The organism is Alphaproteobacteria bacterium, from assembly GCA_024244705.1.
GTDB lineage: Bacteria > Pseudomonadota > Alphaproteobacteria > JAAEOK01 > JAAEOK01 > JAAEOK01.
This window is the reverse complement of record JAAEOK010000073.1, coordinates 1-24161: the sequence shown is the minus strand read 5'-3', so window position 1 is coordinate 24161 and position 24161 is coordinate 1. Positions and strand designations below refer to the sequence as shown.

Annotated in this window: 18 protein-coding genes and 2 pseudogenes; 11 read left to right on the top strand and 9 right to left on the bottom strand. The window is 62.8% G+C overall.

Features of this window, described 5'->3' with window-relative positions; all coding sequences use genetic code 11:
• Positions 1 to 33: 33 nt before the first annotated feature.
• Both GY791_12100 and GY791_12095 read right to left on the bottom strand, forming a co-directional pair.
• Entirely contained in the window at positions 34 to 696 is a 663-nt protein-coding gene (locus GY791_12100) for a peroxiredoxin (GenBank protein ID MCP4329166.1), read from the bottom strand.
• Between the two features lie 104 nt (positions 697 to 800).
• Entirely contained in the window at positions 801 to 1358 is a 558-nt protein-coding gene (locus GY791_12095) for a class I SAM-dependent methyltransferase (protein MCP4329165.1), read from the bottom strand.
• A gap of 90 nt (positions 1359 to 1448) precedes the next feature.
• Here GY791_12095 and GY791_12090 point away from each other — a divergent pair, with 90 nt between their 5' ends.
• The gene (locus tag GY791_12090) at positions 1449 to 1886 is read left to right on the top strand and encodes a DUF1178 family protein (protein ID MCP4329164.1); all 438 of its coding nucleotides are present in this window, start codon (positions 1449 to 1451) and stop codon (positions 1884 to 1886) included.
• A 10-nt stretch (positions 1887 to 1896) separates the two neighbouring features.
• Here the strand turns inward: GY791_12090 and ubiG are convergent, their stop codons facing one another.
• Positions 1897 to 2676 carry a bifunctional 2-polyprenyl-6-hydroxyphenol methylase/3-demethylubiquinol 3-O-methyltransferase UbiG gene (gene ubiG, locus GY791_12085; GenBank protein MCP4329163.1) on the bottom strand — a complete coding sequence of 260 codons (780 nt, stop codon included), beginning with the start codon at positions 2674 to 2676 and terminating at the stop codon, positions 1897 to 1899.
• A gap of 160 nt (positions 2677 to 2836) precedes the next feature.
• On the opposite strand from ubiG, the gene GY791_12080 reads away from it, so the two are divergent.
• The 9 genes and pseudogenes from GY791_12080 (at position 2837) to GY791_12040 (ending at position 14366) form a co-directional block, all read left to right on the top strand.
• Positions 2837 to 4057: an aspartate kinase gene (locus tag GY791_12080; protein ID MCP4329162.1), complete on the top strand. Its 1221-nt coding sequence runs from the start codon at positions 2837 to 2839 to the stop codon at positions 4055 to 4057.
• A 92-nt stretch (positions 4058 to 4149) separates the two neighbouring features.
• Positions 4150 to 6378, top strand: a complete 2229-nt coding sequence (ptsP, locus tag GY791_12075; GenBank protein MCP4329161.1) for a phosphoenolpyruvate--protein phosphotransferase — start codon at positions 4150 to 4152, stop codon at positions 6376 to 6378.
• Between the two features lie 228 nt (positions 6379 to 6606).
• Entirely contained in the window at positions 6607 to 8106 is a 1500-nt protein-coding gene (locus tag GY791_12070; protein MCP4329160.1) for a helix-turn-helix domain-containing protein, read from the top strand.
• A 138-nt stretch (positions 8107 to 8244) separates the two neighbouring features.
• Positions 8245 to 9390, top strand: a complete 1146-nt coding sequence (ispG, locus tag GY791_12065; GenBank protein ID MCP4329159.1) for a flavodoxin-dependent (E)-4-hydroxy-3-methylbut-2-enyl-diphosphate synthase — start codon at positions 8245 to 8247, stop codon at positions 9388 to 9390.
• An 18-nt stretch (positions 9391 to 9408) separates the two neighbouring features.
• Positions 9409 to 10653 carry a histidine--tRNA ligase gene (locus GY791_12060; protein MCP4329158.1) on the top strand — a complete coding sequence of 415 codons (1245 nt, stop codon included), beginning with the start codon at positions 9409 to 9411 and terminating at the stop codon, positions 10651 to 10653.
• A gap of 7 nt (positions 10654 to 10660) precedes the next feature.
• Positions 10661 to 11959, top strand: coding sequence for a glutamyl-tRNA reductase (locus tag GY791_12055; protein MCP4329157.1), 1299 nt, complete (start codon positions 10661 to 10663; stop codon positions 11957 to 11959).
• Complete coding sequence (prfA, locus tag GY791_12050; GenBank protein ID MCP4329156.1) at positions 11956 to 13035, top strand: peptide chain release factor 1; 1080 nt, start codon at positions 11956 to 11958, stop codon at positions 13033 to 13035. The genes GY791_12055 and prfA overlap by 4 nt, the downstream gene beginning before the upstream one ends.
• Positions 13032 to 13907 carry a peptide chain release factor N(5)-glutamine methyltransferase gene (gene prmC / locus GY791_12045; GenBank protein ID MCP4329155.1) on the top strand — a complete coding sequence of 292 codons (876 nt, stop codon included), beginning with the start codon at positions 13032 to 13034 and terminating at the stop codon, positions 13905 to 13907. Before prfA ends, prmC begins: the two co-directional genes overlap by 4 nt.
• A gap of 192 nt (positions 13908 to 14099) precedes the next feature.
• Positions 14100 to 14366: pseudogene (locus GY791_12040) on the top strand (DUF4167 domain-containing protein).
• Between the two features lie 309 nt (positions 14367 to 14675).
• Here the strand turns inward: GY791_12040 and GY791_12035 are convergent.
• Positions 14676 to 15431 carry an MOSC domain-containing protein gene (locus GY791_12035; GenBank protein ID MCP4329154.1) on the bottom strand — a complete coding sequence of 252 codons (756 nt, stop codon included), beginning with the start codon at positions 15429 to 15431 and terminating at the stop codon, positions 14676 to 14678.
• A 242-nt stretch (positions 15432 to 15673) separates the two neighbouring features.
• Here GY791_12035 and clpB point away from each other — a divergent pair, with 242 nt between their 5' ends.
• Positions 15674 to 18274: an ATP-dependent chaperone ClpB gene (gene clpB / locus GY791_12030; GenBank protein ID MCP4329153.1), complete on the top strand. Its 2601-nt coding sequence runs from the start codon at positions 15674 to 15676 to the stop codon at positions 18272 to 18274.
• Positions 18275 to 18362: 88 nt separating this feature from the next.
• Here the strand turns inward: clpB and GY791_12025 are convergent, their stop codons facing one another.
• The 5 genes and pseudogenes from GY791_12025 to GY791_12005 all read right to left on the bottom strand — a co-directional run bounded on the left by GY791_12025 (position 18363) and on the right by GY791_12005 (position 23618).
• Positions 18363 to 19670 (bottom strand): TRAP transporter large permease subunit, encoded by a 1308-nt coding sequence (locus GY791_12025; protein ID MCP4329152.1) that lies wholly within the window; start codon positions 19668 to 19670, stop codon positions 18363 to 18365.
• Positions 19667 to 20200: a TRAP transporter small permease gene (locus tag GY791_12020; protein ID MCP4329151.1), complete on the bottom strand. Its 534-nt coding sequence runs from the start codon at positions 20198 to 20200 to the stop codon at positions 19667 to 19669. The genes GY791_12025 and GY791_12020 overlap by 4 nt, the downstream gene beginning before the upstream one ends.
• A 64-nt stretch (positions 20201 to 20264) precedes the next feature.
• Positions 20265 to 21227: a TRAP transporter substrate-binding protein gene (locus GY791_12015; GenBank protein ID MCP4329150.1), complete on the bottom strand. Its 963-nt coding sequence runs from the start codon at positions 21225 to 21227 to the stop codon at positions 20265 to 20267.
• A gap of 138 nt (positions 21228 to 21365) precedes the next feature.
• A pseudogene (locus tag GY791_12010) lies at positions 21366 to 21974 on the bottom strand (aspartate/glutamate racemase family protein).
• A gap of 141 nt (positions 21975 to 22115) precedes the next feature.
• Positions 22116 to 23618 carry a peptidoglycan DD-metalloendopeptidase family protein gene (locus GY791_12005; protein MCP4329149.1) on the bottom strand — a complete coding sequence of 501 codons (1503 nt, stop codon included), beginning with the start codon at positions 23616 to 23618 and terminating at the stop codon, positions 22116 to 22118.
• Positions 23619 to 24161 lie beyond the last annotated feature (543 nt).

Genomic DNA, 24161 nt, shown 5'->3' with positions numbered 1-24161 from the left:
GGCGGGGCGTTCTCGTTCACGGCCTTTCCCCGGTCAGTCGTTGGGCTGGGGGACGATCCGGATATAGGGCTTGGGCGACTTCCAGCCGTCGGGAAATTTCTCCCGCGCCTCGTCGTCCTTGACCGCGGGAACGATGATGACGTCATCGCCCTCCTGCCAATTGACCGGGGTCGCGACCTTGTGCTTGGCGGTCAGCTGGCACGAATCGAGCAGCCTCAGCACCTCGTCGAAGTTGCGGCCGGTGCTCATCGGATAGGTAATCGTCGCCTTGAGCTTCTTGTCGGGTCCGATGATGAATACCGATCGCACTGTCGCGTTGTCGACCGCGGTCCGCCCTTCGGAGGTGCCGCTGGCGTTGGGGTGGATCATGTCGAACAGCTTTGCGACTTCCAGGTTGGTATCGCCGATCAGGGGATAGTTGATCGTATGGCCCTGGGTCTCCTCGATGTCCTTGACCCATTTCTCGTGGTCGCCAACAGGGTCAATGCTGAGCCCGACAATTCTCGTGTTCCGTTTGTCGAACTCAGGTTTGAGACCGGCCATGTATCCGAGCTCGGTGGTGCACACCGGGGTGAAGTCCTTGGGGTGCGAGAACAAGATCCCCCAACTATCGCCGAGATAGTCGTGGAAACCGATCGTTCCTTCGGTGGTCTCGGCTTGAAAATCGGGCACATCATCGCCCAGGCGCAATGCCATCATATCCTCCCAAAAAATAAACAGGGTACGCCCTGATAATTGGCGCTCGCGCCATCGATTTCAACCGCCATGAGGCGTAGTTGGAGGACGCCGCGGCGGTGCGGTCATGGGGCGAGCGGCCACAGTTTATCGCCCTGTTCGGCGCGTCCGGCACAGAGTCGTTGAATTGCGGCGCGTTGCGGCGGGTCGATAATCCCCTGCTCGAAGGCGATAACATGAAGCGCCGGACCGAAGGCATCGAGCAATTCTCCCGGTCGCAGCAGGTGGTCGGGGTTGCGCGGCCGTCCGAACCGTTCGTTGCCGTGGGCAAACGTCTCGTAGAGGAGGACGCCGCCGGGCGCCAATGCTCCCGACAAGAGCGGGAACAGCGGCCGGTAGAGATAATTCGCGACGACGATACCATCGAAGGTCCGGCCGGCGAACGGCCAGGCACCGCTTTCGAGGTCAGCTTGTACGATTTCCAGGTATGGAAATTCCGTGAGGTCATCGAGGCGGGACACGTCGATGTCCGAAGCGACGACATGATACCCGCGTTCGAGAAAGTGGAGCGTATGCCGACCGCTGCCGCAGGCGACATCCAGTACCGTGCCGCCAGTTCGGATCAGGGCGCCGAACCGCACAATCCAAGGCGCAGGCAAACCTCTTCTATGGTGCCTTGTCATAACGCATTTCCTCTTGCCAGGCGACCGCCGGCGCCCAAAATATAGGTTTGCGGACGAATTGTGACCTCCACCGGTGCCATTGGGCTATCGATGATCAAGTACCAACTACAATGCCAGGAGTGCACCCACGCGTTCGAAGCGTGGTTTCGCAGCAGCGACAGTTTCGATGCGCTTGCGGCGGCCGGGGAGGTCGCTTGTGCGGCCTGTGGCGGCGCCAAGGTCGAAAAGGCAATCATGGCACCCCGTCTAGCCCACTCCGGATCCGAGAAATCGGCGCCGGCCGATGCCCACAAGACGGTCATGGTGGCGCGCAAGGCACGCGAAGCGATGCTGGAATTGCGCCGCAAGGTCGAATCCAATTGCGACTATGTCGGCGAGAAGTTTCCCGAGGAGGCGCGCCGCATTCACTACGGCGAGACCGAAGAGCGCGGCATCTACGGGGAAGCGGACAAGGAAGAACATGACGCGCTCCGCGACGAAGGCATCGAGGTCCAGCGCATACCCTGGGTCGACCGCACCGAACACTAAACTCTATCGTTCAATCGCCGCCGGCCGGCTTGGTGGCGAACGCCATGTAGTTGACGTCGAGATCGCGGCTCGTCGACCAAGCGTCGTTGATCGGGTTATAGATCACGCCGGTCAGTTCGTTGACGGCGACGTCGCCGGCGCGCAGCGCCTCCACCATTTCCGACGGACGGACAAATTCGCGCCAGTCGTGGGTACCTCGCGGCAGCCAGCCGAGGACGTACTCGGCGCCGACAATCGCCAGTGCGAACGCCTTGGCCGTCCGATTGATGGTCGCCGCGACCAGGCAGCCGCCGGGATCGAGAAGGTCGGCGCAGGCCGAGAGGAACAGCTCGACGTCGGCAACGTGCTCGACGACTTCCATCGTAAGGACGACGTCGAAGCGCGCGCCGCTGGCGGCGAGGTCTTCGGCGCTGCCATGACGATAGTCGATATCGAGCCGGCCTTGCTCGGCGTGAATACGGGCCACGGCAACATTTCGCTCGGCCGCGTCGATGCCGACGACCGAGGCGCCGAGCCGTCGCATCGGTTCGCACAGCAACCCGCCGCCACAACCGATATCGAGCAGCCGCAAACCGTGCAGCGGCGCCGGGTCGAGCGGATCTCGTCCGAAATGGTTGGCTACGCGATCGCGGATGAATTTGAGGCGAACCGGGTTCAACTTGTGCAGCGAACGGAGTGGCCCGGTGGGATCCCACCAATCCTCGGCCAATGCGGCAAAGCGCGCGACTTCGTCGTCGTCGATGGTGGAGCCGCGCGATATGCGCTTCGCCTTGGCCTTCGCCGCCGCCATGGGTGCCGTCCTCCGCCACAGCGCGCCCTATTGCGCCGCTGCCATGACTGACAGTATGAATACCCGCTGGTGATACGGCAATAACACCGGCCGGATCGGCGGGCCGGTCGCGGCCCATCTCAGACAACACCCCAATGAGGAGCGGGACGAAAGGTCGCCCATGGCGCGCATTGTGCAGAAGTTCGGCGGGACGTCGGTGGCGGATGTCGATCGCATCCGCGGTGTCGCGGAAAAGGTCAAGCGGGAGATCGACCTCGGCAACGAGGTCGCCGTCGTCGTATCGGCAATGGCCGGCGAAACCAATCGGCTGGCCCGCCTCACCGAGGCGGTGGCGCCGATGCACGACGCGCGCGAATACGATGTTGTCGTTTCGGCTGGCGAGCAGGTTACCTGCGGCCTCTTGGCCATGGCATTGCAGCAAATGGGGATCGACGCCCGCTCTTGGCTGGGCTGGCAGATTCCGGTGCGCACCGACGGCAGCCACGGCAAAGCCAGAATCGAGCACATCGACGCGCGGGAAATCGACCGCCGAATGATCGCCGGTCAGGTTCCTATTCTGCCCGGGTTCCAAGGCGTTGGCTCCGACAATCGCGTCACCACGCTGGGACGCGGCGGTTCCGACACCTCGGCGGTCGCCTTGGCGGCCACGCTTCAAGCCGACCGTTGCGACATCTACACCGATGTCGACGGCGTATATACGTGCGACCCGCGGATCGTCTCCAAGGCCAAGAAGCTACACAAGATCACCTACGAGGAAATGCTTGAGATGGCGTCGCTCGGGGCCAAGGTCCTGCAGACCCGCGCCGTAACCATGGGAATGAAGCATCAGGTCCGTTTGCAGGTGCGGTCGAGTTTCGACGATGTACCGGGGACGCTGGTCGTGGATGAGGGAGAAATCGTGGAAAAAGAAATCGTCAGTGGCATTGCCTACAACCGCGACGAGGCCAAGATAACGCTTGCAAATGTGGCGGACAAACCTGGGATTGCAGCGGCCATATTCGGCCCGCTCGCAGACTCCAACATCAACGTCGACATGATTGTTCAGAATGTGTCGGCCGATGGCTCGACGACGGATCTTACCTTCACGGTGTCGAAGTCCGACCTGGATCGAGCGGTGACGGTCTTGGCCGCCAACAGCGACGATATCGGCTATCGCGAAATCACGCCGGACCCGCATGTCGTCAAGGTGTCGGTCATCGGCGTCGGCATGCGATCCCATGCCGGCGTCGCACAACGTATGTTCAGCACCCTTGCGGAAAAGGGCATCAATATCCAGGTCATATCGACCTCGGAAATCAAAGTCAGTGTATTGATCGCGGAGGAATATGCCGAACTTGCGCTACGCGCCCTCCACACCGCCTACGGGCTCGACGCCGACTGACACGGCGCCGGCGGCGGCGCTGTCAACGTCGACCGCGCGGCCGCATTGAAGTGACCGCACAAATCACGACTTGGGCCGGCGCGCGCAGCTTGATGCGACGCCTGCGTGACGTCATGTCGGGCGGTGGCGACGCCCAGCAGCGCCTCGATCGGATCGTCCACCTGATCGCCGCCGAGATGGTGGCCGAGGTGTGCTCGATCTACATTCGCCGCAGCGGCAATGTCCTCGAATTGTTTGCCACCGAAGGCCTCAAGCAGGATGCCGTGCATAAGACACGCCTGGCCGTCGGCGAAGGACTGGTCGGCGACATTGCCCGCCATGCCCGGCCGCTCGCTCTCGCCGACGCCCAAATCCATCCGGCCTTCGCCTACCGGCCGGAGACGGGTGAGGAGATCTACCACTCCATGCTCGGCGTCCCGGTTATTCGCGGCGGTCGCGTCCTCGGCGTCGTGGTGGTCCAAAACCGCACCCTTCGCGCCTATAGCGACGAAGAAATAGAAACCATGGAAACGGTGGCCATGGTCCTCGCCGAACTCGTCGCCAGCGGCGGCCTGGAGCTGCCCGAGGAGACCGGTACGGTCAACGGCTTCGCCGCCAAACCGTTGCGCCTCCAAGGACTTCGTTTGAGCGATGGCCTGGCTATCGGTCATGCGCGGTTGTTGCTGCCGCATCTCGATGTCGATCGATTGTTCGCCAACGACATGGGGGTCGAACGCGAGCGGTTGAACCAGGCGCTGGCCGCGGTCCAGGAGCAGATCGATGGACTGGCCGCGCTGATCGAGACCGCGGGTCCGGAATCCCGGGATATTCTCGAAGCCTACGGCATGTTCGCGCGCGACACCGGGTGGCGCGAACGCATCCTCGAGGCTATCAATTCGGGCCTCACCGCCGAGGCCGCGGTGAGCAAGGTGCAGGAGGATATTCGCCGCCGCATGTCGGCGGTGTCCGATCATTATCTACGGGAGCGCATGCAGGATTTCGACGATCTCGCCAACCGGCTGCTCAAGCAACTGATCGGCGGCGAACCGATTGAAGCGGATTTCGACGCACCCGAGGACGCGATTCTGGTGGCGCGCTCATTGGGCCCGGCCGATTTGCTCGACTTTCCCCGGCAGCGCCTGAGAGCGGTGCTGCTCGAACAGGGCTCGCCAACGGCGCATGTCGCGATCGTGGCGCGGGCGCTCGAAATTCCGGTCGTCGGGGATTTGAAGGGGCTGCTCGGCGTGATTGAGCCCAACGACGAAGTCATCGTCGATGCCGATAATGGGCAGGTCTTCCTTCGCCCCGGTGGGGCGGTACGCGACACTTTCGCCCGCAGCATGGCGACGCGCCGGCGCCAGCAGGAAACCTATGCCCAAATGCGGGACCTGCCCGCCGAGACCAGAGACGGCGCCAGCCTGTCGCTTTCGCTCAATGCCGGGCTGCTGATCGATCTGCCGCAATTGACTGTCACCGGCGCCGATGGGATCGGCCTCTACCGAACGGAATTGCCGTTCATGGTGCGCTCGGACTTTCCCGACGTGGACGCGCAATGCGATCTTTATCGTCGGGTTCTGGATCAGGCCGACGGCAAGCCGGTCGTGTTCCGCACGCTCGATATCGGCGGTGACAAGCCGTTGCCCTATTTCGAGGGCGGGCCGAGTGAAAACCCGGCCCTCGGCTGGCGCGCCCTGCGCATTGGCCTCGATCAACCGGCGATGTTGCAACGGCAGATCCGCGCCCTGATCAGGGCCGGCGCCGGTCGCGTGATGCGAATCATGTTTCCGATGGTCGCAGAAGTGGCGGAATTCGAGACCGCGCGCGATATCGTCCGCGACGAATTGTCGATCGCCGAGAGCGCGGGCCAGCCGCTCCCCGAAACCGTCCAAATCGGCGTCATGCTCGAGGTTCCGGCGCTGGTCTGGCAAATGCCGGCATTGCTGGACCGGGTCGATTTCGTGTCCGTGGGAAGCAACGATTTGGTGCAGTTCGTTTTCGCCAGCGATCGGTCCGATCCGCGCATGGCGGACCGTTATGATGCGCTGTCCCCGGCGGTTCTGTCGTTGTTGAGACAAATTGCCCAACAATGCCGCGATCAAGACATTCCATTGTCGATTTGCGGCGAAATCGCCGGTCGACCGCTGGAGGCGATGGCCCTGATCGCGATCGGCTATCGCGCGTTGTCGATGCCCGCGTCGGCCATCGGGCCGGTCAAGGCGATGGTGCGGAGCCTGGACCTGGGACGAGTGGAATCCGAGGTCTTGGGCCTGTTGACCCGGCCCGACCACAGTGTGCGCCACGCTCTGCGCTCATTGGCCGTGGCGCACGGCGTACACATCTAGGCGTTGCCTGCAGCGGCGGTAGTTTGATAGTAATAATTGTGCGTGTAATCTTGAAAGACAGACCTGCGCCGTGCATCATTCGCTGCGGGGTCGTGTGGTCTGTCAGCCCGGGCGTGTTCCGGCGGAGTTCGATTTTTCGCCCGGAACTGTGATGCCGGGATTAGGTTACGTGGTAAGATTGTCGATCCCGGCGATTTGAACCGCCGTTGCGGGAACGGGAATAGGGTGATGTCGACGCCGAAGATCATACCGGTTTCGAGGGAGACGCCACAAACCGACCCGGAATCCCAAATCCATTCCGGCGGTGCCGGTGATTCGTCACAAATCTCACCAGCCGGCAAGGATCGGCCGGAACACCTTCGCGCCGTGGCCGAAGGCGATGCGCCGATGGACGCCGATGGATCCGAATCGCTTGGCGGCTTGTTCCGCCGCTCACGCGAAAAATTTGGCCTCTCGCTGGGCGATGTGGAGGCCGATCTTTGCATCCGAAAGGCCTATCTCGAGGCGATAGAGACCGAAAGTTTCGATCAGTTGCCCGGCACGACCTATGCCGTTGGCTTCGTCCGCGCCTATGCCGAACTCGTCGATCTCGATGCCGACGAAATGGTTCGTCGGTTCAAGGCAGAATCGTTGGCGGTGCCGCCACCTATCGTCGAGCCCAAGCGCAAAAAGGTCGGGAGCGCCCTTCCGCCGATCGAGCGCGTGACCACCATCGCCAAGCCACCACCTCCGCCGCCGAAGCCCAAGGCGCCGGTTCGGATCGCCCCCGCCGCGTCCAGGCAGGTCCGCGGGACGAGAGGCGGGTTCCCGATCGGCCGGGCGATCGCTGCGGGGTTCCTGATCGGTGTTGTCGGTGTTGTCGGCGTCGTCGTATATGCGATTTTTGCCGGCGGCCAGGGTGGGGTCGAATCGGCGAGTTCCGAGGTGCCGTCGGCGACCGCGTCGACATCGAATGGCGTTGAGCCGAATGCCGAATCGAATTCCCTCGAAGTCAAGGTCGACTTCCGCGACCCGTCGGCGGCCCAGTCGGGCACCGACGAAATCGCCCGGGTTATCAATCCGCCCATTGCCAGCGGTAATCTGTGGCCCCAAAGGTCGTCGGCGACGGGTACATCGGTTTCGATCGGTCTGGGCACGGGGGGCGACGGTGGTACCGGTGAAGCCCTATTCAAACCGCGCCCCAAGATCCTCCCCTACGAGGTAAGCGGACCGGCACCGGTCGTCACCGTCGATCCATCTCAAGCGACCGGGTCGGTGTCTGCGGATGGGAATGCCACCGCACCGCCGCCCCAACCCGTTCAGCCGGCACAGCTTGAACCAGCGCAGCCCGCGCCACCGGTTGCAGCAGCGAGCGCAGAACCGGCACCCAACGCAAATCAAGTCGCCGCTTTGCCCGTCGAGCCGCCGCCGGTCGAGCCGACCACGCCGGCCAACACCTATGGCGCGCCGTCATCGGATTCGCGGGTGACATTTACCGCCAAGGAAAAGACCCAAATCAGAATCCACAGCACGACCGGCGAAGTTCTGTTCGATGGCATCCTTTATCCCGGCGACACCTATCGGGTGCCGAACCGCACCGGCCTGCTGTTAGGGACCGACAGCGCCGGGTCGCTGAAGATCAGCGTCGATAATGTTTCCGTGCCCTCGATCGGGCCGCGTGGCGCGACCCGCGACAACGTTTTCCTCAATCCGATGCTTCTACGGGAAGGCCGCGCTGCGCCACGGTAATCGGACCCCTACGCCGTCGATGCATTGATCGGACGGCGCTTGGGCTGGCCTTCTAATTAGAGTATATAGCGGCGACGACGGGGTCACGCGACCAGGTGCGAGACCCTTGGCAACACTGGACGAATGAAAGAATGAGCCATGAGCTTACGACCCTATAGGGACATCGAAAGGCGCAAGAGCCGCCAAGTCCGCGTCGGCGATGTCTTGATCGGTGGTGACGCCCCGATCGCCGTCCAGTCGATGACCAACACGCTGACTACGGACGCCGAGGCCACGATTATGCAGATCCGGGCCTTGGAGGTTGCCGGCGCCGACATAGTGCGCGTTTCGTGCCCGGACGAAGGCTCGACCGAGGCGCTGGCCAAGATCGTCCCGGAGGTGACGGTCCCCATCGTGGCCGACATCCATTTCCACTACAAACGCGCCATCGAGGCGGCGGAGTCGGGCGCGGCCTGCCTGCGGATCAATCCCGGCAATATCGGCAGTCGCGAGCGCGTGCAGGAGGTCGTCAAGGCGGCCAAGGACCACAATTGTTCGATCCGTATCGGCGTCAATGCCGGAAGCCTTGAAAGGGAATTGCTGGAACGTTATGGCGAACCCTGCCCGGAGGCGATGATCGAAAGTGCGCTCAACCACATCCGGATTCTCGAGGACGAAGACTTCTTCGAGATGAAGGTGAGCTGCAAGGCTTCCGATGTATTCCTCGCCGTGGCGGCCTATATGGGACTCGCCGAGGCCTGCGACTATCCGCTTCATCTCGGCGTTACCGAAGCCGGTGGGCTGCGGACCGGCACCATCAAGTCATCGATCGGACTCGGCTCTCTGTTGTGGGCCGGTATCGGCGACACCATCCGGGTTTCACTGTCCGCCGATCCGGTCGAGGAGATCAAGGTCGGCTTCGATATACTGAAAAGCCTCAATTTGCGCCACCGTGGCGTCAACGTCATTTCGTGCCCGTCGTGCGCGCGTCAGAACTTCGACGTCATCGAAACCGTCAGGGTGCTCGAGGATCGGCTGGCCCATATCACCACGCCGCTGACGGTTTCGGTTATCGGCTGTGTCGTCAACGGGCCGGGCGAGGCCCGCGAAACGGATATCGGTTTCACCGGCGGGGGCAAAGGCACCCATCAAGTCTATATCGCCGGGCAACCTCACCACCGCCTGCAGAACGAAGACATCGTCGATCATCTTGTCAGGCTGGTCGAGGAGAAGGCGGCGGAGCTCGAAGCGGCCAAGGCCGAGCAAGGTGCGGCGGAAGAATCGGCGACGGTCGCCGCGGAATAATCTGTTCGGGGGAAAGTCTTGGCCCAGCTGCAGCCGGTCCGCGGCACACATGATTTGCTGCCGGACGACGCGCGGCGCCATGCACATGTCGTGCACACCGCGCGCCGGACCGCGGCGCTTTACGGGTTCCAGGAGATCTCCCTGCCCATTTTCGAGTTCACGGAGGTTTTCAAACGGACTCTCGGCGAGACTTCCGACATCGTGTCCAAGGAGATGTACACATTCGAGGATCGCGGCGGGGACCAACTGACATTGCGCCCGGAGGCGACCGCCGGCGTGGCGCGGGCGTTTATCTCCGGCGGGTTGCAACAGAGCCTGCCGCTCAAATTTTTCGTCAGCGGGCCGATGTTCCGCTATGAGCGTCCGCAGAAAGGGCGGTTGCGCCAATTTCATCAAATCGACGTCGAAATTCTCGGCGTCGACGAACCCCAGGCTGATATCGAAGTCATCGCGGTCGGCGCGCATATCCTGGATGAGCTGGAAATCAGGGATGCCACCATGCTCGAACTGAACACGCTCGGCGACGCGGAGAGCCGTGCCGTCTATCGCGACGCGTTGGTCGCCTTTCTCGAAGATCGCCGCGACCGGCTTTCCGAGGACAGCCGAGACCGGCTGACCCGAAACCCGCTGCGCATTTTGGATTCCAAAGACGCCGCCGACCGCGAAATCATCGCCGACGCACCGGTCTATACCGATTATCTCAATGACCGGTCGCGGGAGTTTTTCGACCGTGTCCGACAAGGGCTCGATGATCTAGGCATCGAATTTGAGATCAACCCGCGATTGGTGCGCGGTCTCGATTATTATTGCCATACCGCATTCGAGTTCACGACCGACCGCCTCGGCGCGCAAGGTGCGGTCATAGCCGGTGGCCGCTACGACGGCCTGATCGCACAGATGGGCGGACCGGACACGCCGGGCATCGGCTGGGCCGGCGGCATCGAGCGGTTGGCGATGCTCGCCCAGGACGCGCCGGCACCGCCACGCCCGGTCGCGTTCGTGCCGATCGGCGCCGAGGCCGAACGGCGTTCGGCGGTCTTGGCGTCGTCATTGCGACGCGCCGGAATTGCCGTCGATGTCGGTTATCGGGGGAACTTGTCGCGGCGGATGAAGCGCGCCAATCGGATCGGCGCGCGTTTCGCCGTCATCGTCGGCGATGACGAGTTGAACGAGGCCGGCGCGACGGTTCGCGATCTCGACAGCGGCGAACAAGACTCGGTTCCCTTCGATCGGCTCGTCGACTTCTTTACACAGCACGAGTAGCGCAAGGATGGCCGGCTCCGCTCTAGCGCCGGCCGATCTGTTTGTGGTCGGCGCCAATCACAGGTCGAGTTCAGTCGTCCTCCGCGACCGTTTGTTCGTCGAGGATTCGGCGGCGGCGGAATTCTTCGCCGCTCTACGGGCGGCCGGTATCGGACAGGCCATCGTGCTGTCGACTTGCGACCGGGTCGAAGTGCAGGGAGCCCATCCGGACCCCGAATCGGCCGGCCGCATTATCGTGGACGAATTTGCAAGGCGCAGCGGAATGGCGGTCGCCGATCTTTCCGATGCGTTCTACATCCACAGCGGCCAGCAGGCGATGCGTCAGATCATTGCGGTCACCGCATCACTCGATTCGATGATGATCGGCGAAAGCCAAGTGCTCGGCCAGGTTCGCGCCGGACATCGACTGGCGCGGGCGTCGAACATGACCGGTCCCGAGCTGGAGAGCGCTCTTCAGGCGGCATATGGGGCGGCAAAGCGGGTGCGTGCCGAGACCGCCATCGGGCAGCGGCCGGTTTCGATCGCGTCGTCGGCGGTCCAAGTGGCGCGAGACGTTCACGGCGATCTCGATCGTTGCTCGGCGCTGCTGTTGGGGGTTGGCGAAATGGGCGAGACCCTCGCGATGCGGCTGCGGGACGCCGGATTATCCCGGCTCGTTGTCGCCCATCCGACATCGTCACGGGCCGAGGCCGTCGCCCGGCGACTGGAATGCCATCACCACGCGTTTGAGAATTTCGCCGCCGCGCTGCCGTCCGCCGACATCATCATCACCTCATTGGGCGCCGGCAGCTCGCTGCTGACCTCCGAGATGATGGAAAGCGCGTTGCGCAAACGCCGCCGGCGACCCATGTTCCTGATCGACGCTGCAGTGCCGGCCGATGTCGAACCGGCGGTCAACCGGCTTGACGACCTTTTCTTGTATGACCTTGATGATCTCGAGAATGTCGCGCTGGCCGGGCGCGCGTACCGCGAGGCGGCCTCCCGTCAGGCGTGGGCGATCGTCGATGATGAGGTCCGGGCCTTCATCGGTCGGCAGCAGGCACGACAAATCGCGCCCGCGCTGGTGGCGTTGCGCCAGCATTTCGACGAGGTGCGAGCGGAGGTCTTATCGGCGGGCGAGGATGACGCGGAGGAAGCAACACGGCGGCTGATCAACAGGCTGCTGCACGACCCGTCGGAAGTGCTGCGCCAGCTCGCAGCCGATCCCGGTGGTAGCGCGGAGGCCGACCGCCTGGTCAGGCGCCTGTTTCGGTTGCAGGACCGGAGCTTTGGGTTTGGCGACGGAGACAAGGAGAATGAGGAGTGAGTTTCGAGGACAATCTGAACCGCGTCGTCGCGCGCTACGAAGAATTGACCGAACTCTTGAGCGCCGGGGGCAGCGATGATCCCGAGCGGTTCGCCCAGTTGTCGAAGGAATACGCCGATCTGACCCCGATCGTGAACAGCATCAGAGCGTTCCAGGCGGCGCATCGCGAGCTTACGGAAGCGCAGGAGATCATCGACGACGAGAATTCGGACCCCGAGGTAAAGGTATTGGCCGAGGAAGAATATCAGGAGCTTTCGGCGCAGCTCCCCGAGCTCGAGCACGAGGTCAAGACTCTGCTGTTGCCAAAGGATGAGGCCGACGCGCGTAACGCCATCCTCGAGGTTCGTGCCGGAACCGGCGGCGACGAAGCGGCGTTGTTTGCCGCTGAATTGTTTCGCATGTATCAGCGGTTCGCCGAGTCGCATGGCTGGAAATTCGAGATCATGGGCGTCAACGAAACCGGCATTGGCGGTTACAAGGAGGCGACCGCGTCGATTGTGGGCAAGGACGTCTTCGCCCGCCTCAAATACGAATCCGGCGTGCACCGAGTACAGCGCGTGCCGGAGACCGAATCGGGCGGGCGTATTCATACCTCTGCGGCGACCGTGGCCGTGCTTCCGGAGGCCGAGGATATCGACGTCCAGATCGAAGACAAGGATCTGCGAATCGATGTCTATCGCTCGAGCGGACCCGGCGGACAGTCGGTCAATACCACGGACAGCGCAGTTCGAATCACGCATGTCCCGACCGGCATCGTCGTTCAGCAGCAGGACGAGAAATCTCAACACAAGAACAAAGCCAAGGCGCTCAAGATCCTGAGGGCGCGGCTTTACGATCACGAGCGCCAGATCGCGGAGAGCGAGAGGGCCGCTCAACGCAAGGATATGGTTGGCAGCGGCGACCGATCCGAACGCATACGTACCTACAATTTCCCCCAGGGCCGGGTGACCGACCACCGCATCAATCTGACCCTCTACAAGCTCGATCGCATGATGGCGGGCGAGGTGCTCGACGAGGTCGCCGACGCCTTGACCGCGGAGGACCAGGCACAACGACTCGCGGGGGCGGACGCATGACGATAGCCGCGGTCACCGTGGATCGGGCGCTGCGCCGGGGAGCCGATCGGCTTGCCGCATTGGGCATCGACGATCCTCGCCGCGAGGCCCGGCTGCTGCTGTCGGCCGCTCTCGACACCGCGCCGGCGACATTACTGAGGCGGCCGCAACATCGGCTGGCGCCGGAGATCGCCCAGACTTTCGAATCGTTATTGGATCGTCGGGCCGGGCGGGAACCGATATCGCAAATAATGGGTCGGCGCGAGTTTTGGAGCCTTGAATTCGCGGTCACGCCGGAAATCCTCACGCCGCGCCCCGATTCCGAGACGGTGGTCGAAGCCGCGTTGGCGGCGATCGACGATCACGATATGCCGCTGCGCATCCTCGATCTCGGAACCGGTAGTGGCTGTCTCTTGCTGGCGCTCCTCAGCGAGTTGCCGAGATCCCGCGGCGTCGGCGTCGACATCAGTATGCCCGCCTGTCGGGTCGCCGCCGGTAACGCGTCCGCGCTTGGGATGAGCGACCGCGCGAAATTCGTCGCCGACGATTGGGGAAATAGCCTTGCCGGTCCGTTCGACCTCATCGTCGCCAATCCACCCTATATCCCATCCGCCGATATCGCCGGCTTGATGCCCGAGGTGAGAGATCACGAACCACGGGCAGCGCTAGATGGCGGCGACGACGGGCTCACCGCGTACCGGCGCTTGTTGCCCTTCGCAAGATCGCTTCTCAGCCCGGCCGGATCGTTTCTTGTCGAGATCGGCGCCGGGCAGGCAGACCGGGTCGACGGGCTCCTTCGGGCCGCCGACCTGGAGCCGGGCCCACGCTACCGTGACCTCGCCGGGATCGATCGCGTGCTATCCGCTGCCATTGGCACGTCGTATGCAGTGTGAAAAAAAGGTTGGCTTTTGGCCGGCTCGCGACTACGTTTCTAGGAAGGGTAAACGGCGCCATACGCACGGGCGCCACCCGGGTAATCCCGTCATCGGCCGTTGTGCAGAGATCGGGCTCATGGGTGAGCCTGTCCTGGAAGGGGACAGGCAGTAGCGTGCGTGGAACCAACAACGGAAATTTGTGCAGGATCCATGAGGCAAGGAACCAACAATAGACGTTCGCGCGGACGGACAGGCAGAAAGCAGCCATCCGGACGCTTCCAAACCTTCGACAGCAATGGACCCAATGGCCGGTTGCGCGGCAACGCCCATCAGCTCTATGAAAAATATCTCACACTGGGGCGGGACGCGGCGGGTTCGGGTGACCGCATTACGGCGGAGAACCTATTCCAGCACGCCGAGCACTATTTCCGCATCGTCAACGCAAATGGCGGTGATGGTACCCAACGACCGCGCATGAATGGTGACGGTGAGCAGCCCGAGATAGCGGCGGCCGCCGCCCAGAGTGGCGGCGACCATGTTCCGTCGGCGGAAGTCTCCGCCGGCGAGGAGCCCCGGGCCGATACCGCCGAACCGGTTGAGCCGGCCGCTGCCCAGCCGGCCGCCAAAGAGCCGGCCGCCAACGAGCCGCCGGCCGAGACCGAAGCCGCCGCGGCTCCGGCCAAGGGTAACGGCAAAGGAAATGGGCGCCAGCGCCGCCGCAAGGCAACGGAAGAAACCGACGCCGAACCCGCGGACGGCGATCAAACGCTGGTATCCTAGTAACCCCTAATTGATCGTGATGCCATCGCCGATGGCGACTCGTCCGTCCTCGACGACCCGGGCATAGATACCGCATTCAACATGGCGGAATCCGTCCATCAGACTCTTTGGAATATTGAGATCGCGTTCGGCCGTGTCCGGATTGACGTTGGTTGCCGCACAGCGTTCGATCGATTCGACGACTTCGAGGATTGCGGTGCCAATGGCTAGACGCCTTGCCGGCCAATTCGATTCGATCCACGGCGATGCCGAATCGATATAGAGGTTTGCGCGGAACCGCAGCGGATCGACCGGGTGCCGCACAACCCGTTCGATATCTTCGACCGAGGCCAGATTGACAAGCGACACGAAATTATCAGGCGTGTCCGTGAAACTGACTTCGGGTGCACTGACGATCTTCGGCGCGCCGTGCGTTTCGTCGCCAAAGTAGGCGGCAAGAAACTGTTCCACCAACTGCCGTCCCAAGGGTTCGGTAAGGTTGCCGCGAGCCACCTGTTTGCCGTCCCGGAGGATGGTCAGGGTGCCGGTGTTGTCATCGAATTCCGTACGCAGTCGGGCAAGCCGAGCATTTCGCATCAGCATCAAGAACCGATCCTTGGGCTGCCATCCCGGTGTGCCGTCGTCCAATCGCGTGCCGCCGTGCGCGATCGCGAACGCGCGGTCGTGGGGCAGTCCGGCACCGCATCGAAGCAAAACCAGATCGAGGTCTTGGGCGTCCAGGCCCTTAACCGGATAGCGACATATGCGTGCCACTGTGGTCATGTTGGGGCTCCTGCTCGATGCGATACCGACGCGGATCGGGTACGATAAAGACGGCGATCCGCCGATCGCTCCGGCGCCATCGTGGCGCCGCGATCATTAAGTGCATCGCGCGCGATTTTGCGACAAGTGAAAACCTTGAGTCGGCACTTTTCGGGGCCATATACAGAGTTGGAGATCATGGGTGCCCAATCGGGGCCCTGTTTTCGGCCCGCCTCTAGGAGGGGGCCAGGGAGAATAGAGCGATGAATTTCGAAAACTATACCGACCGTTCGCGCGGCTTCGTACAAGCGGCGCAAGGGCTTGCGCTTCGGCGTGGCCACCAGCAGTTCAAGCCGGAGCACGTCCTGTTGGCGCTCCTCGAGGACAAGGAAGGCCTGGCCGCCAACCTGATTCGGGTGGCCGGCGGCGATCCCGAGGCGGCCCGCCAGGGCGCGGAAGCAACGCTCGCCAAGATACCCAAGGTCGAAGGCGGCAGCGGACAGCTTCAACTGACGCCGGAGACCGCGCGGCTGTTCGAACAGGCCGAAGAATTGGCCGAGAAGGCGGGCGACGGTTACGTCACCGCCGAGCGAATTCTGCTCGCCCTGGCGCTTGCATCGGGAACGGCGCCGGCCGACATCCTTGAAAAGGCCGGGCTAACGCCGCAGAAGCTGAACGAGGCGATCAACGAGATTCGCAAGGGGCGAACCGCCGACAGCGCGACCGCGGAAGACAGCTACCAGGCATTGGAGAAGTATACGCGCGACCTGACCAAGGAGGCGCGCGAAGGCAATGTCGACCCGGTGATCGGCCGCGACGAGGAGATCCGCCGCACCATCCAGGTGCTGTCGCGGCGAACCAAGAACAACCCGGTTCTGATCGGCGAGCCCGGTGTCGGAAAGACCGCGATCGTCGAGGGCTTGGCGCAACGCATCGTCAATGGCGATGTGCCGGAAAGCCTGCGCGACAAACGGCTCCTGGTACTCGATCTCGGCGCCTTGATCGCCGGCGCCAAATTCCGCGGCGAGTTCGAGGAGCGCCTCAAGGCGGTGTTGCAGGAAGTGTCCGCGGCGGCGGGAGAGGTCATCCTGTTTATCGATGAGCTGCATACATTGGTCGGTGCCGGCGCCGCCGAAGGCGCCATGGACGCCTCCAACATGCTGAAGCCGGCGCTCGCCCGTGGCGAGCTGCATTGTGTCGGTGCCACCACGCTTGACGAATATCGCAAGCATATCGAGAAGGATGCCGCCCTGGCGCGGAGGTTCCAACCGGCGTTCGTCGCCGAACCGACCGTCGAGGACACGATCTCGATCCTGCGCGGGCTGAAGGAAAAGTACGAACTGCATCACGGCATCCGTATTACCGACGGCGCCATCGTCGCCGCCGCGACCCTATCCAACCGCTACATCACCGACCGCTTCCTGCCCGATAAGGCCATCGACCTGGTCGATGAGGCCGCCAGCCGGCTGCGCATGGAGGTGGATTCCAAGCCCGAGGACATCGATGAGCTCGACCGGCGCATCATTCAGCTCAAGATCGAGCAGGAAGCGCTCAAGAAGGAAAGCGATGCGGCATCCAAGGACAGGCTTGGCAGGCTCGGCGAGGAGCTCGACGAGCTGGAGCGGAAATCCGCCGATCTGACTGCGGTCTGGCAGGCCGAGAAAGAAAAGTTGGCCAGCGCGCAGAGGATCAAGGAGGAGCTCGACCAAGCCAGAAACGAACTGGAGATCGCCCAGCGAAACGGTGACCTGACCCGCGCCGGCGAACTCGCCTACAGCCTCATTCCCGGCCTGCAGAAGCGTCTGCAAACGGCGGAAGAGGCGCCGGAAGAGGGTGGCGCGATGCTCAATGAAGAGGTGACCGCCGATGGGATCGCCAGCATCGTCTCCCGGTGGACCGGCATTCCGGTCGATAAGATGCTGGAGGGCGAGCGCGAGAAGCTGTTGCGCATGGAAGACGACCTCCATCTGCGCGTGATCGGTCAGGACGAGGCGATCGTTGCGATTTCCAATGCGGTTCGTCGCGCGCGCGCCGGACTGCAGGACCCCGACCGGCCGATCGGGTCGTTCCTGTTCCTGGGGCCGACCGGCGTCGGCAAGACCGAGCTCAGCAAGGCGCTTGCCGCATTCCTGTTCGACGACGAGACCGCATTGCTGCGCGTCGATATGTCGGAATATATGGAAAAACATGCGGTGGCGCGCATGATCGGTGCGCCCCCCGGCTATGTCGGTTACGAGGAGGGCGGTTCGCTCACCGAAGCGGTGCGGCGGCGGCCCTACCAGGTCATCCTGTTCGACGAGATCGAAAAGGCTCACCCCGACGTCTTCAATGTGCTGCTCCAGGTGCTCGACGACGGGCGCCTCACCGACGGCCAAGGGCGCACGGTCGATTTCCGCAACACGCTCATCATCCTGACCTCCAATCTGGGCAGCGAAGCCCTGGCCAATCTCGGCGAGGGCGAGGATGTCGACTCGATGCGCGGGCAGGTGATGGAAGTGGTGCGTGCCGCGTTCCGGCCCGAATTTCTCAACCGCCTCGACGAAATTCTATTGTTCCGCCGGCTGACCCGGGAACAGATGAAGGATATCGTCGATATCCAATTGAGCCATCTGACGGCGCTCCTGGCGGATCGCAAGATCGACCTCGCCCTCGACGAACGGGCCTTGCAGTGGCTGGCCAACACCGGATACGACCCGGTCTATGGGGCGCGTCCGTTGAAGCGCGTAATCCAGCGGCACCTGCAAAATCCGCTCGCCGAGCAGATCCTGGCCGGCCGCATCAAGGACGGCGACACGGTGGAGGTTGCGACCGGAGACGGTGGCCTCGTCATCAACGGCGAGGCGGTCAGGGCCGAGGCCGCTTAACGGCCTTTCAACGGGAACGATCGATACCGCGCGTGCGGCCAATGTGGCTCTACATTGGTCCGCGTGCCTTCGGCCCGCGAAGCCGAAATCACGGCCGCGCCGACATGATGCTGGGCAGATAGGTCGCGATCCCAGGGAAGGCGACGAGCACGGCGACGGCCAGGACCATGATGAAAAAAAGCGGGATCGCGGCACGCGCGATGAAGCCCATGTCGTGCCCGGTCATGCCTTGCAAAACAAACAAGTTGAAGCCGATCGGCGGCGTGATCTGCGCCATCTCCACGACCACCATCAGGTAGATGCCGAACCAGATCATGTCGAAGCCGGATTGGCGCACCAGCGGTTCGATCACCGCCATGGTCAATACCACGGCCGAAATACCGTCGAGGAAGCAGCCGAGCACGATATAGAAAACCGTCAACGCCGCGATCAGCGCGATCGGGCTCAATTCGAGGGCGCCGATCCATAGGGCCAAGGCACGCGGCAAACCGGTGAACCCCATCGCCAGCGACAGGAACGACGAGCCGGCAAGGATGAAGGCGATCATCGCCGACGTTCGGGTCGCGCCGAGTAGCGACGCGAAGAACGAATCCCAGTTCAGTGATTTCTGTGCCGCCGATAGCACGAGGCCACCGATTACGCCAAGGACCGCCGCTTCCGTGGCCGTCGCGTAGCCCAAATAGATCGACCCCATCACCGCGAGAATCAGGGCGATCACCGGCCCCAGAAGTCCAAGCGCGCGTAGCTTCTCACCCCAATTATAGTGCCGCGCGTCGGCCTCTCCTTTCTGCTGCTTGACGATCGCCCAGATCGCGACATAGCCCATGAACATCAGTGCCAGCCCAATGCCCGGCAGGATGCCGGCAATGAACAGCTTGGCGATCGATTCGTTGACCGTGACGCCATAGATGATCAGCGTGATCGAGGGCGGTATCAGCAAGCCGAGCGTGCCGGCTCCAGCGAGCGTGCCGACGATCATGCGTTCGGGGTATTGCCGTTTTCGGAGTTCCGGTATCGACATCTTGCCGACCGTGGCGACGGTTGCCGCGGATGAGCCGGAGATGGCCGCGAAGATCGCCGAGCCGGCGATATTGACGTGCAGGAGCCCGCCCGGCAGGCGCTGCATCCAGGGCGTGAGACCACGAAACAGATTCTCCGATAGCTTGGTGCGGAACAGGATCTCACCCATCCAAATGAACAAGGGCAAGGCGGTCAGAGACCAAGACGAACTGGCGCCCCAGATCGTCGTCGCCATGGCGTCGCCGACCGGCCTCGAGGTAAACAGCAACATGCCGACCACGGCCACGCCGATCAGGCTGAGCGCAACCCAGATCCCCGTTCCGAGGAAGAAGAACAGGATCGCCATGAATATCAGTGTCAGATAAAGCTCGTTCATGGCTCTGGCGGCGCTTCGATCTCGCTGTCGGCAGCCGCCGGTTCGGTAGCGAAAACGAATCGGATCAGATGGTGGGCGATGCAGATTGCCAGGATGGCGGCGCCGAAGGCGGTCACCGCCTGCGGTATCCACAACAGGGTAGCGTCGGCGCCTTCGCTGCGGTCACCGAGCTTCCAGGACACATGGGCCATCTTGACGATGTAATAGGCGAAATAGCCGGCGATGATCGTGGCCGCCGCGAGGCACCATAATTGCAGGGCCCAACGTCGCCGGCCGTGCAGCGCGCCGAGCAGTATGGCGACGCGAATGTGGCCGTTTTCGCGGAAGGTATAGGCGAAGGCGAGAAAGCTCGCCGCTGCCATGGTATAGCCGGAATACTCCGTAATTCCGGGAATGAACACGCTGAACAGACGACTGACGATGCTCGTCGTGACAAGCCCGGCGAGCAGGACCAAGAGGCCGGCCGAGACATATCCGCACCACCCGTAGAGCCGGTCGAGAAACCGGTCGAGGGTGTGAAGCACGGTCATTGATAAGAACCCTGATCAAGTTGGCTGCGGCAGTCCCCGGACCGCCGCAGCCACAGCTGTAAGCTTACATCTGATTGTAGGATTCGACGACCGCCGCACCGGCATCGCCGGCGCGCTCGAGCCATTCCTTGGTCATGGTCTCGCCGATCGCCATGAAGTCGGCCCGCAGCTGTTCGCCCGGCCCCTCGACCACCATGCCGTTGGCCGCCAATTGTTCGGCGTACCAACCGGCCAATTCCTCGGCTTTCTGCCAACCGGCGATCTCGGCCATTGCGGCGGCGCCGAGAACGACGCCCTGGGTCGGCGCGTCGAGCGTGTTCCACGACTCGAGATTGACCACTACCATGTTCTTCGGCAGCCAAGCCTGGACGTCGTACCAGTACTTGACGTGTTCCCAGATCTTGCGGTCGTAGCCGGTCGATCCGGACGAGATCATGCTGTCGGCAACGCCGGTGGCAAAGGCCTGGGTCAGTTCGGCGGCCTCGATCTTCGTCGGCACGGCTCCCATCAACTCGGCCAATCGGGAGGTCGCCGCATTGTAGGCGCGGAATTTGACGTCCTTCATATCGGCGGTGCTGGTGACCGGGGTCTTCATGTAGAGGCCCTGGGGCGGCCACGGCACCGCATAAAGAAGTTTCAAGCCCTTCTCTTCGAGCACCGCCACCATCGCCGGCTTCGATGCCTGATAGAGCTTGAATGCGCCGTCGAAGCTGGTGGCGAGAAACGGAAGGGCGTCGATTTCAAAGATCGGGTCCTCGTTGCCGAGAGCGGAAATCAAGCGCTCGCCAATCGGTGCCTGTCCGGTACGAACGGCGCGGAATATCTCGCCGCCCTTGAACAACGAACCGGATGGGTGCGTTACGATCTCGAGTTCACCGCCGGTCGCCTCTGTGACCGCCGCCGCGAAATTGGTCGCATTCTGCGAGTGGTAGTTGGTTGCCGAATAGGCCAGCGGCATGTCCCATTTCTCCGCCGCCATTGCTGCAGTGCCTGCATAAATGATGCCGAGCGCTGCGATCCCGGACATGATTCGTGCCGTCGTATAGTTCATGATTGCACTCCCTGGAGTTCGATTCTTGGTAGATGGCTTGGCGCTATGCTAGGCGTTCCGCGCCCCGCAGCCAAGAAGTTCGTGGCCGCCGGCGTGGTCGACGATCGCCTGATTGATGTCGAAGACCGGCAAGCCCGTGGCGGCGGCGACCGCGTCGCGGTAGGGCGACAGATTCGTGCATTCGAACAGGATCGCACGGAGTCCGTTATACCGAGCCACCAGGCGTTGCGCGGCGGCAACGGTATCGGCGGCGGCGCGCTCGACGTCCAATTGGTCCCGGTCCTCGTCGATCACGGTATAGAGTTCGGCGCCGCTCTCGATCCCCTCGACGACGTCGCCGGAATCGAAATAGGGGCCGAAATGGCGCGGCGAAAGGCGGCGCGAATCGAAGGTGAGAATTCCTACCGGCCCCGCGCCGCAGCGGGCCCGGATGGTTGGCAGAAGCAGCAGCGACGAGGTTAGCACGGGGACCGCGACGCGCGCTTGCAGCCGGTCCTGAAGCGGGGCCAGGAAACCGCAACTGGTGGCGATCAGATCGGCGCCCTCGGCGGCGAGGTCGAGCGCCGCGCCGGTCACGGCGCCGACCAGGCTCTCGGCTATGTCTTGCGCGGTTGCGACCGACGCAACCGTAGCTTTTGGCACCGTGCGATACCGGGTCGCGAACGGGAACGTCGCCGGATTGCCGATGTCGCCGACCGGTCGCGGAAAGCGCGTGTCGAGCATGACGACCCCAAGGGTAAAGTCGCTGACACACGGATTCACGATCAGGCTCCACCCGCCATCGATCGATCCGACTCAGGTTGGGTTACGGCCGATGCGGCGGCGCGACGCTGGCCGGCGCCCGCATTCAGGTCCGAAAGGCTGCTATTGGTGGGCGTTCTGAGCGACTCGTGTGACGCCGGCAACGCTAGCATAGGTCCGTTCGATTTCCGCCTTCGCGGTCCGAAACGCCTCGAGTTCGTTGCCCTTGAGTTTCTCTCCGGCCGGCAGCTTCACGCTCAGCGGGTTGACCTGACGGCCCTTGACATGAACCTCGTAGTGCAGGTGTGGGCCGGTCGACCGCCCGGTCGAACCGACATAGCCGACGACCTGGCCCTGCTTGACGCGTTTCCCGGGCTTGATGCCCTTTTGGATGCGGTGGAGATGGGCGTAGGCCGTCTTGTAGTCGCCGCTGTGGCGGATGCGGACATACTTGCCGTAGCCGCCGTTGCGTCCCGCTTTCTCGATCTTGCCGTCGCCGGCGGCGTAGATCGGTGTGCCACGCGCGGCCGCGAAATCCAGGCCCTTGTGCATCTTGTTGTAGCCGAGGATCGGGTGCCGGCGCTTGCCGAAACCGGACGAAATGCGCGCGCCGTCGATCGGTGTCCGTAGCAGGGCGCGCCGAACGCTGTGCCCGTTGTCGTGGAAGAAATCGGTGATCCCGCTCTTCGGTGTGAACCGGAATAACCGCTTTTCCTTGCCGCTCAACACGAGCTCCGCGTAGACCACCTTGCCCGGGTGCACGACTTCGCCGGTGTCATCCTTGATCCGCTCGTAAAGGACTTCGAACGAATCGCCCTGTCGGATCTCGCGCTGGAAGTCGACGTCGTAGCTGAACGCGCGAATCATCTCGACCAGGACGGCCGGCGGCATGCCCGCGGCCGCGCCGGTCTCGAACAGGCTGCTGGTGATCACGCCGCCGCCGATTCGCGGTTCCTGCGTCAGCGCACGACGAACTTCCTTGGCGCCGAAGCTGCCATCGTCGTCGCGCGCGACGACGATCTGCCGATCGTAACTGCGATCGATGCTGAGGCCCTGATACCCGGCCGGATCATCGACCAGCGGATCGAATTTCAAGGCGATCTCTTGGCCCGGCCAAATGCGCCGCGGGTCGTAAACCCGCTTCAGCGCACTCACCGTCTGCAACGCGTCTTCGCGTGCGACGCCGGCACCGGTCAACAACGTGCTCAAGGTGTCGCCTTTGCCGACACGAATGATTTGCCGGCTGCGCTCGCGCATCAGGTTTTCTTCAAGGCGCCAATCGGCGACACCGACCAGGCGAACCAAGCTATCCGCATCGCGCAGGGAATCCAGGTCGGCCGTGCCCCACATCTGTGGCGCGATCCGTGTCGGCGCCGGAGCCGGGACCGCCGCGGTCACGAACAACGGTGCCGGCGGATCGGTCATGTCCTTGGTCGGCAGGCTCGCGTTCGCCGATTTGAACGATTTGAATGTTTTGGCTTCGTTGTAACCGAGGAGGCCGGCAACGCTCGCCGTCGCCAGGGCCAGCAGAGGAAGCATCATGGCGGCGCGCAAGGCCGCGACGCGTCCGCGTGGCAATGCCGGTTTCGGCACCTTGCTTTCATAGCGCTCGGCTACCGGTGACACACTTTCGCCCGTTGCGTCGTGGGTCCGCTGATCATTGTCAAATTGCCCGCTACTCGCGAGTCTGTCAATCTTAATTTGTTTATTTTCCAAGGGCTTCCACGTTTATTTTGATGTTTAGCTCAAGTCATTTCGTGGCGCGCAAAAGTAGCTGCAGCGTGGATATCCGATTTCCGCGCGAATGTACCATTCAAGAGGCCTTGATCGGTCCCCCAGAAAGTCTCGCTGCGCCGCCTCCCTGCGGGCGCTCGCGATAGCCCTAACATTCCTCAAATCACTTATAGCTGTCAACGGCTTAACGCAGAGTTAGCGAAAAGTTACAGAGATTTGATAAAGGGTTTGACAGGTTGGGGTCCGGCCAGTATAAACCCGGCCCTGCAGCACGGCTCGGGAGCCCGCTCCCGTGCCGTGTTTTTTGGTCTGGCGTTTGTTTTTTTGGCGCTTGGCTAATGTTTATTGTTGTTTGAGATTGTGAATCTGGAAGGGATGCGCGGGCGGCGGTGCTGTTTTGTTTGGCACTGACCGTTCGTGATGCATTCCATGCGT

What these genes read in the sequence shown, in the direction of transcription:
- GY791_12070 (MCP4329160.1), top strand. Translation starts at nt 6,607, where the DNA reads ATGTCGACGCCGAAGATCATACCGGTTTCGAGGGAGACGCCACAAACC.
- prmC (MCP4329155.1), top strand. Translation starts at nt 13,032, where the DNA reads ATGACGATAGCCGCGGTCACCGTGGATCGGGCGCTGCGCCGGGGAGCC.
- GY791_12095 (MCP4329165.1), bottom strand. Translation starts at nt 1,358, where the DNA reads ATGACAAGGCACCATAGAAGAGGTTTGCCTGCGCCTTGGATTGTGCGG.
- clpB (MCP4329153.1), top strand. Translation starts at nt 15,674, where the DNA reads ATGAATTTCGAAAACTATACCGACCGTTCGCGCGGCTTCGTACAAGCG.
- GY791_12100 (MCP4329166.1), bottom strand. Translation starts at nt 696, where the DNA reads ATGGCATTGCGCCTGGGCGATGATGTGCCCGATTTTCAAGCCGAGACC.
- ubiG (MCP4329163.1), bottom strand. Translation starts at nt 2,676, where the DNA reads ATGGCGGCGGCGAAGGCCAAGGCGAAGCGCATATCGCGCGGCTCCACC.
- GY791_12090 (MCP4329164.1), top strand. Translation starts at nt 1,449, where the DNA reads ATGATCAAGTACCAACTACAATGCCAGGAGTGCACCCACGCGTTCGAA.
- ispG (MCP4329159.1), top strand. Translation starts at nt 8,245, where the DNA reads ATGAGCTTACGACCCTATAGGGACATCGAAAGGCGCAAGAGCCGCCAA.
- GY791_12015 (MCP4329150.1), bottom strand. Translation starts at nt 21,227, where the DNA reads ATGTCCGGGATCGCAGCGCTCGGCATCATTTATGCAGGCACTGCAGCA.
- GY791_12080 (MCP4329162.1), top strand. Translation starts at nt 2,837, where the DNA reads ATGGCGCGCATTGTGCAGAAGTTCGGCGGGACGTCGGTGGCGGATGTC.
- GY791_12025 (MCP4329152.1), bottom strand. Translation starts at nt 19,670, where the DNA reads ATGAACGAGCTTTATCTGACACTGATATTCATGGCGATCCTGTTCTTC.
- GY791_12020 (MCP4329151.1), bottom strand. Translation starts at nt 20,200, where the DNA reads ATGACCGTGCTTCACACCCTCGACCGGTTTCTCGACCGGCTCTACGGG.
- GY791_12035 (MCP4329154.1), bottom strand. Translation starts at nt 15,431, where the DNA reads ATGACCACAGTGGCACGCATATGTCGCTATCCGGTTAAGGGCCTGGAC.
- GY791_12055 (MCP4329157.1), top strand. Translation starts at nt 10,661, where the DNA reads ATGGCCGGCTCCGCTCTAGCGCCGGCCGATCTGTTTGTGGTCGGCGCC.
- ptsP (MCP4329161.1), top strand. Translation starts at nt 4,150, where the DNA reads ATGCGACGCCTGCGTGACGTCATGTCGGGCGGTGGCGACGCCCAGCAG.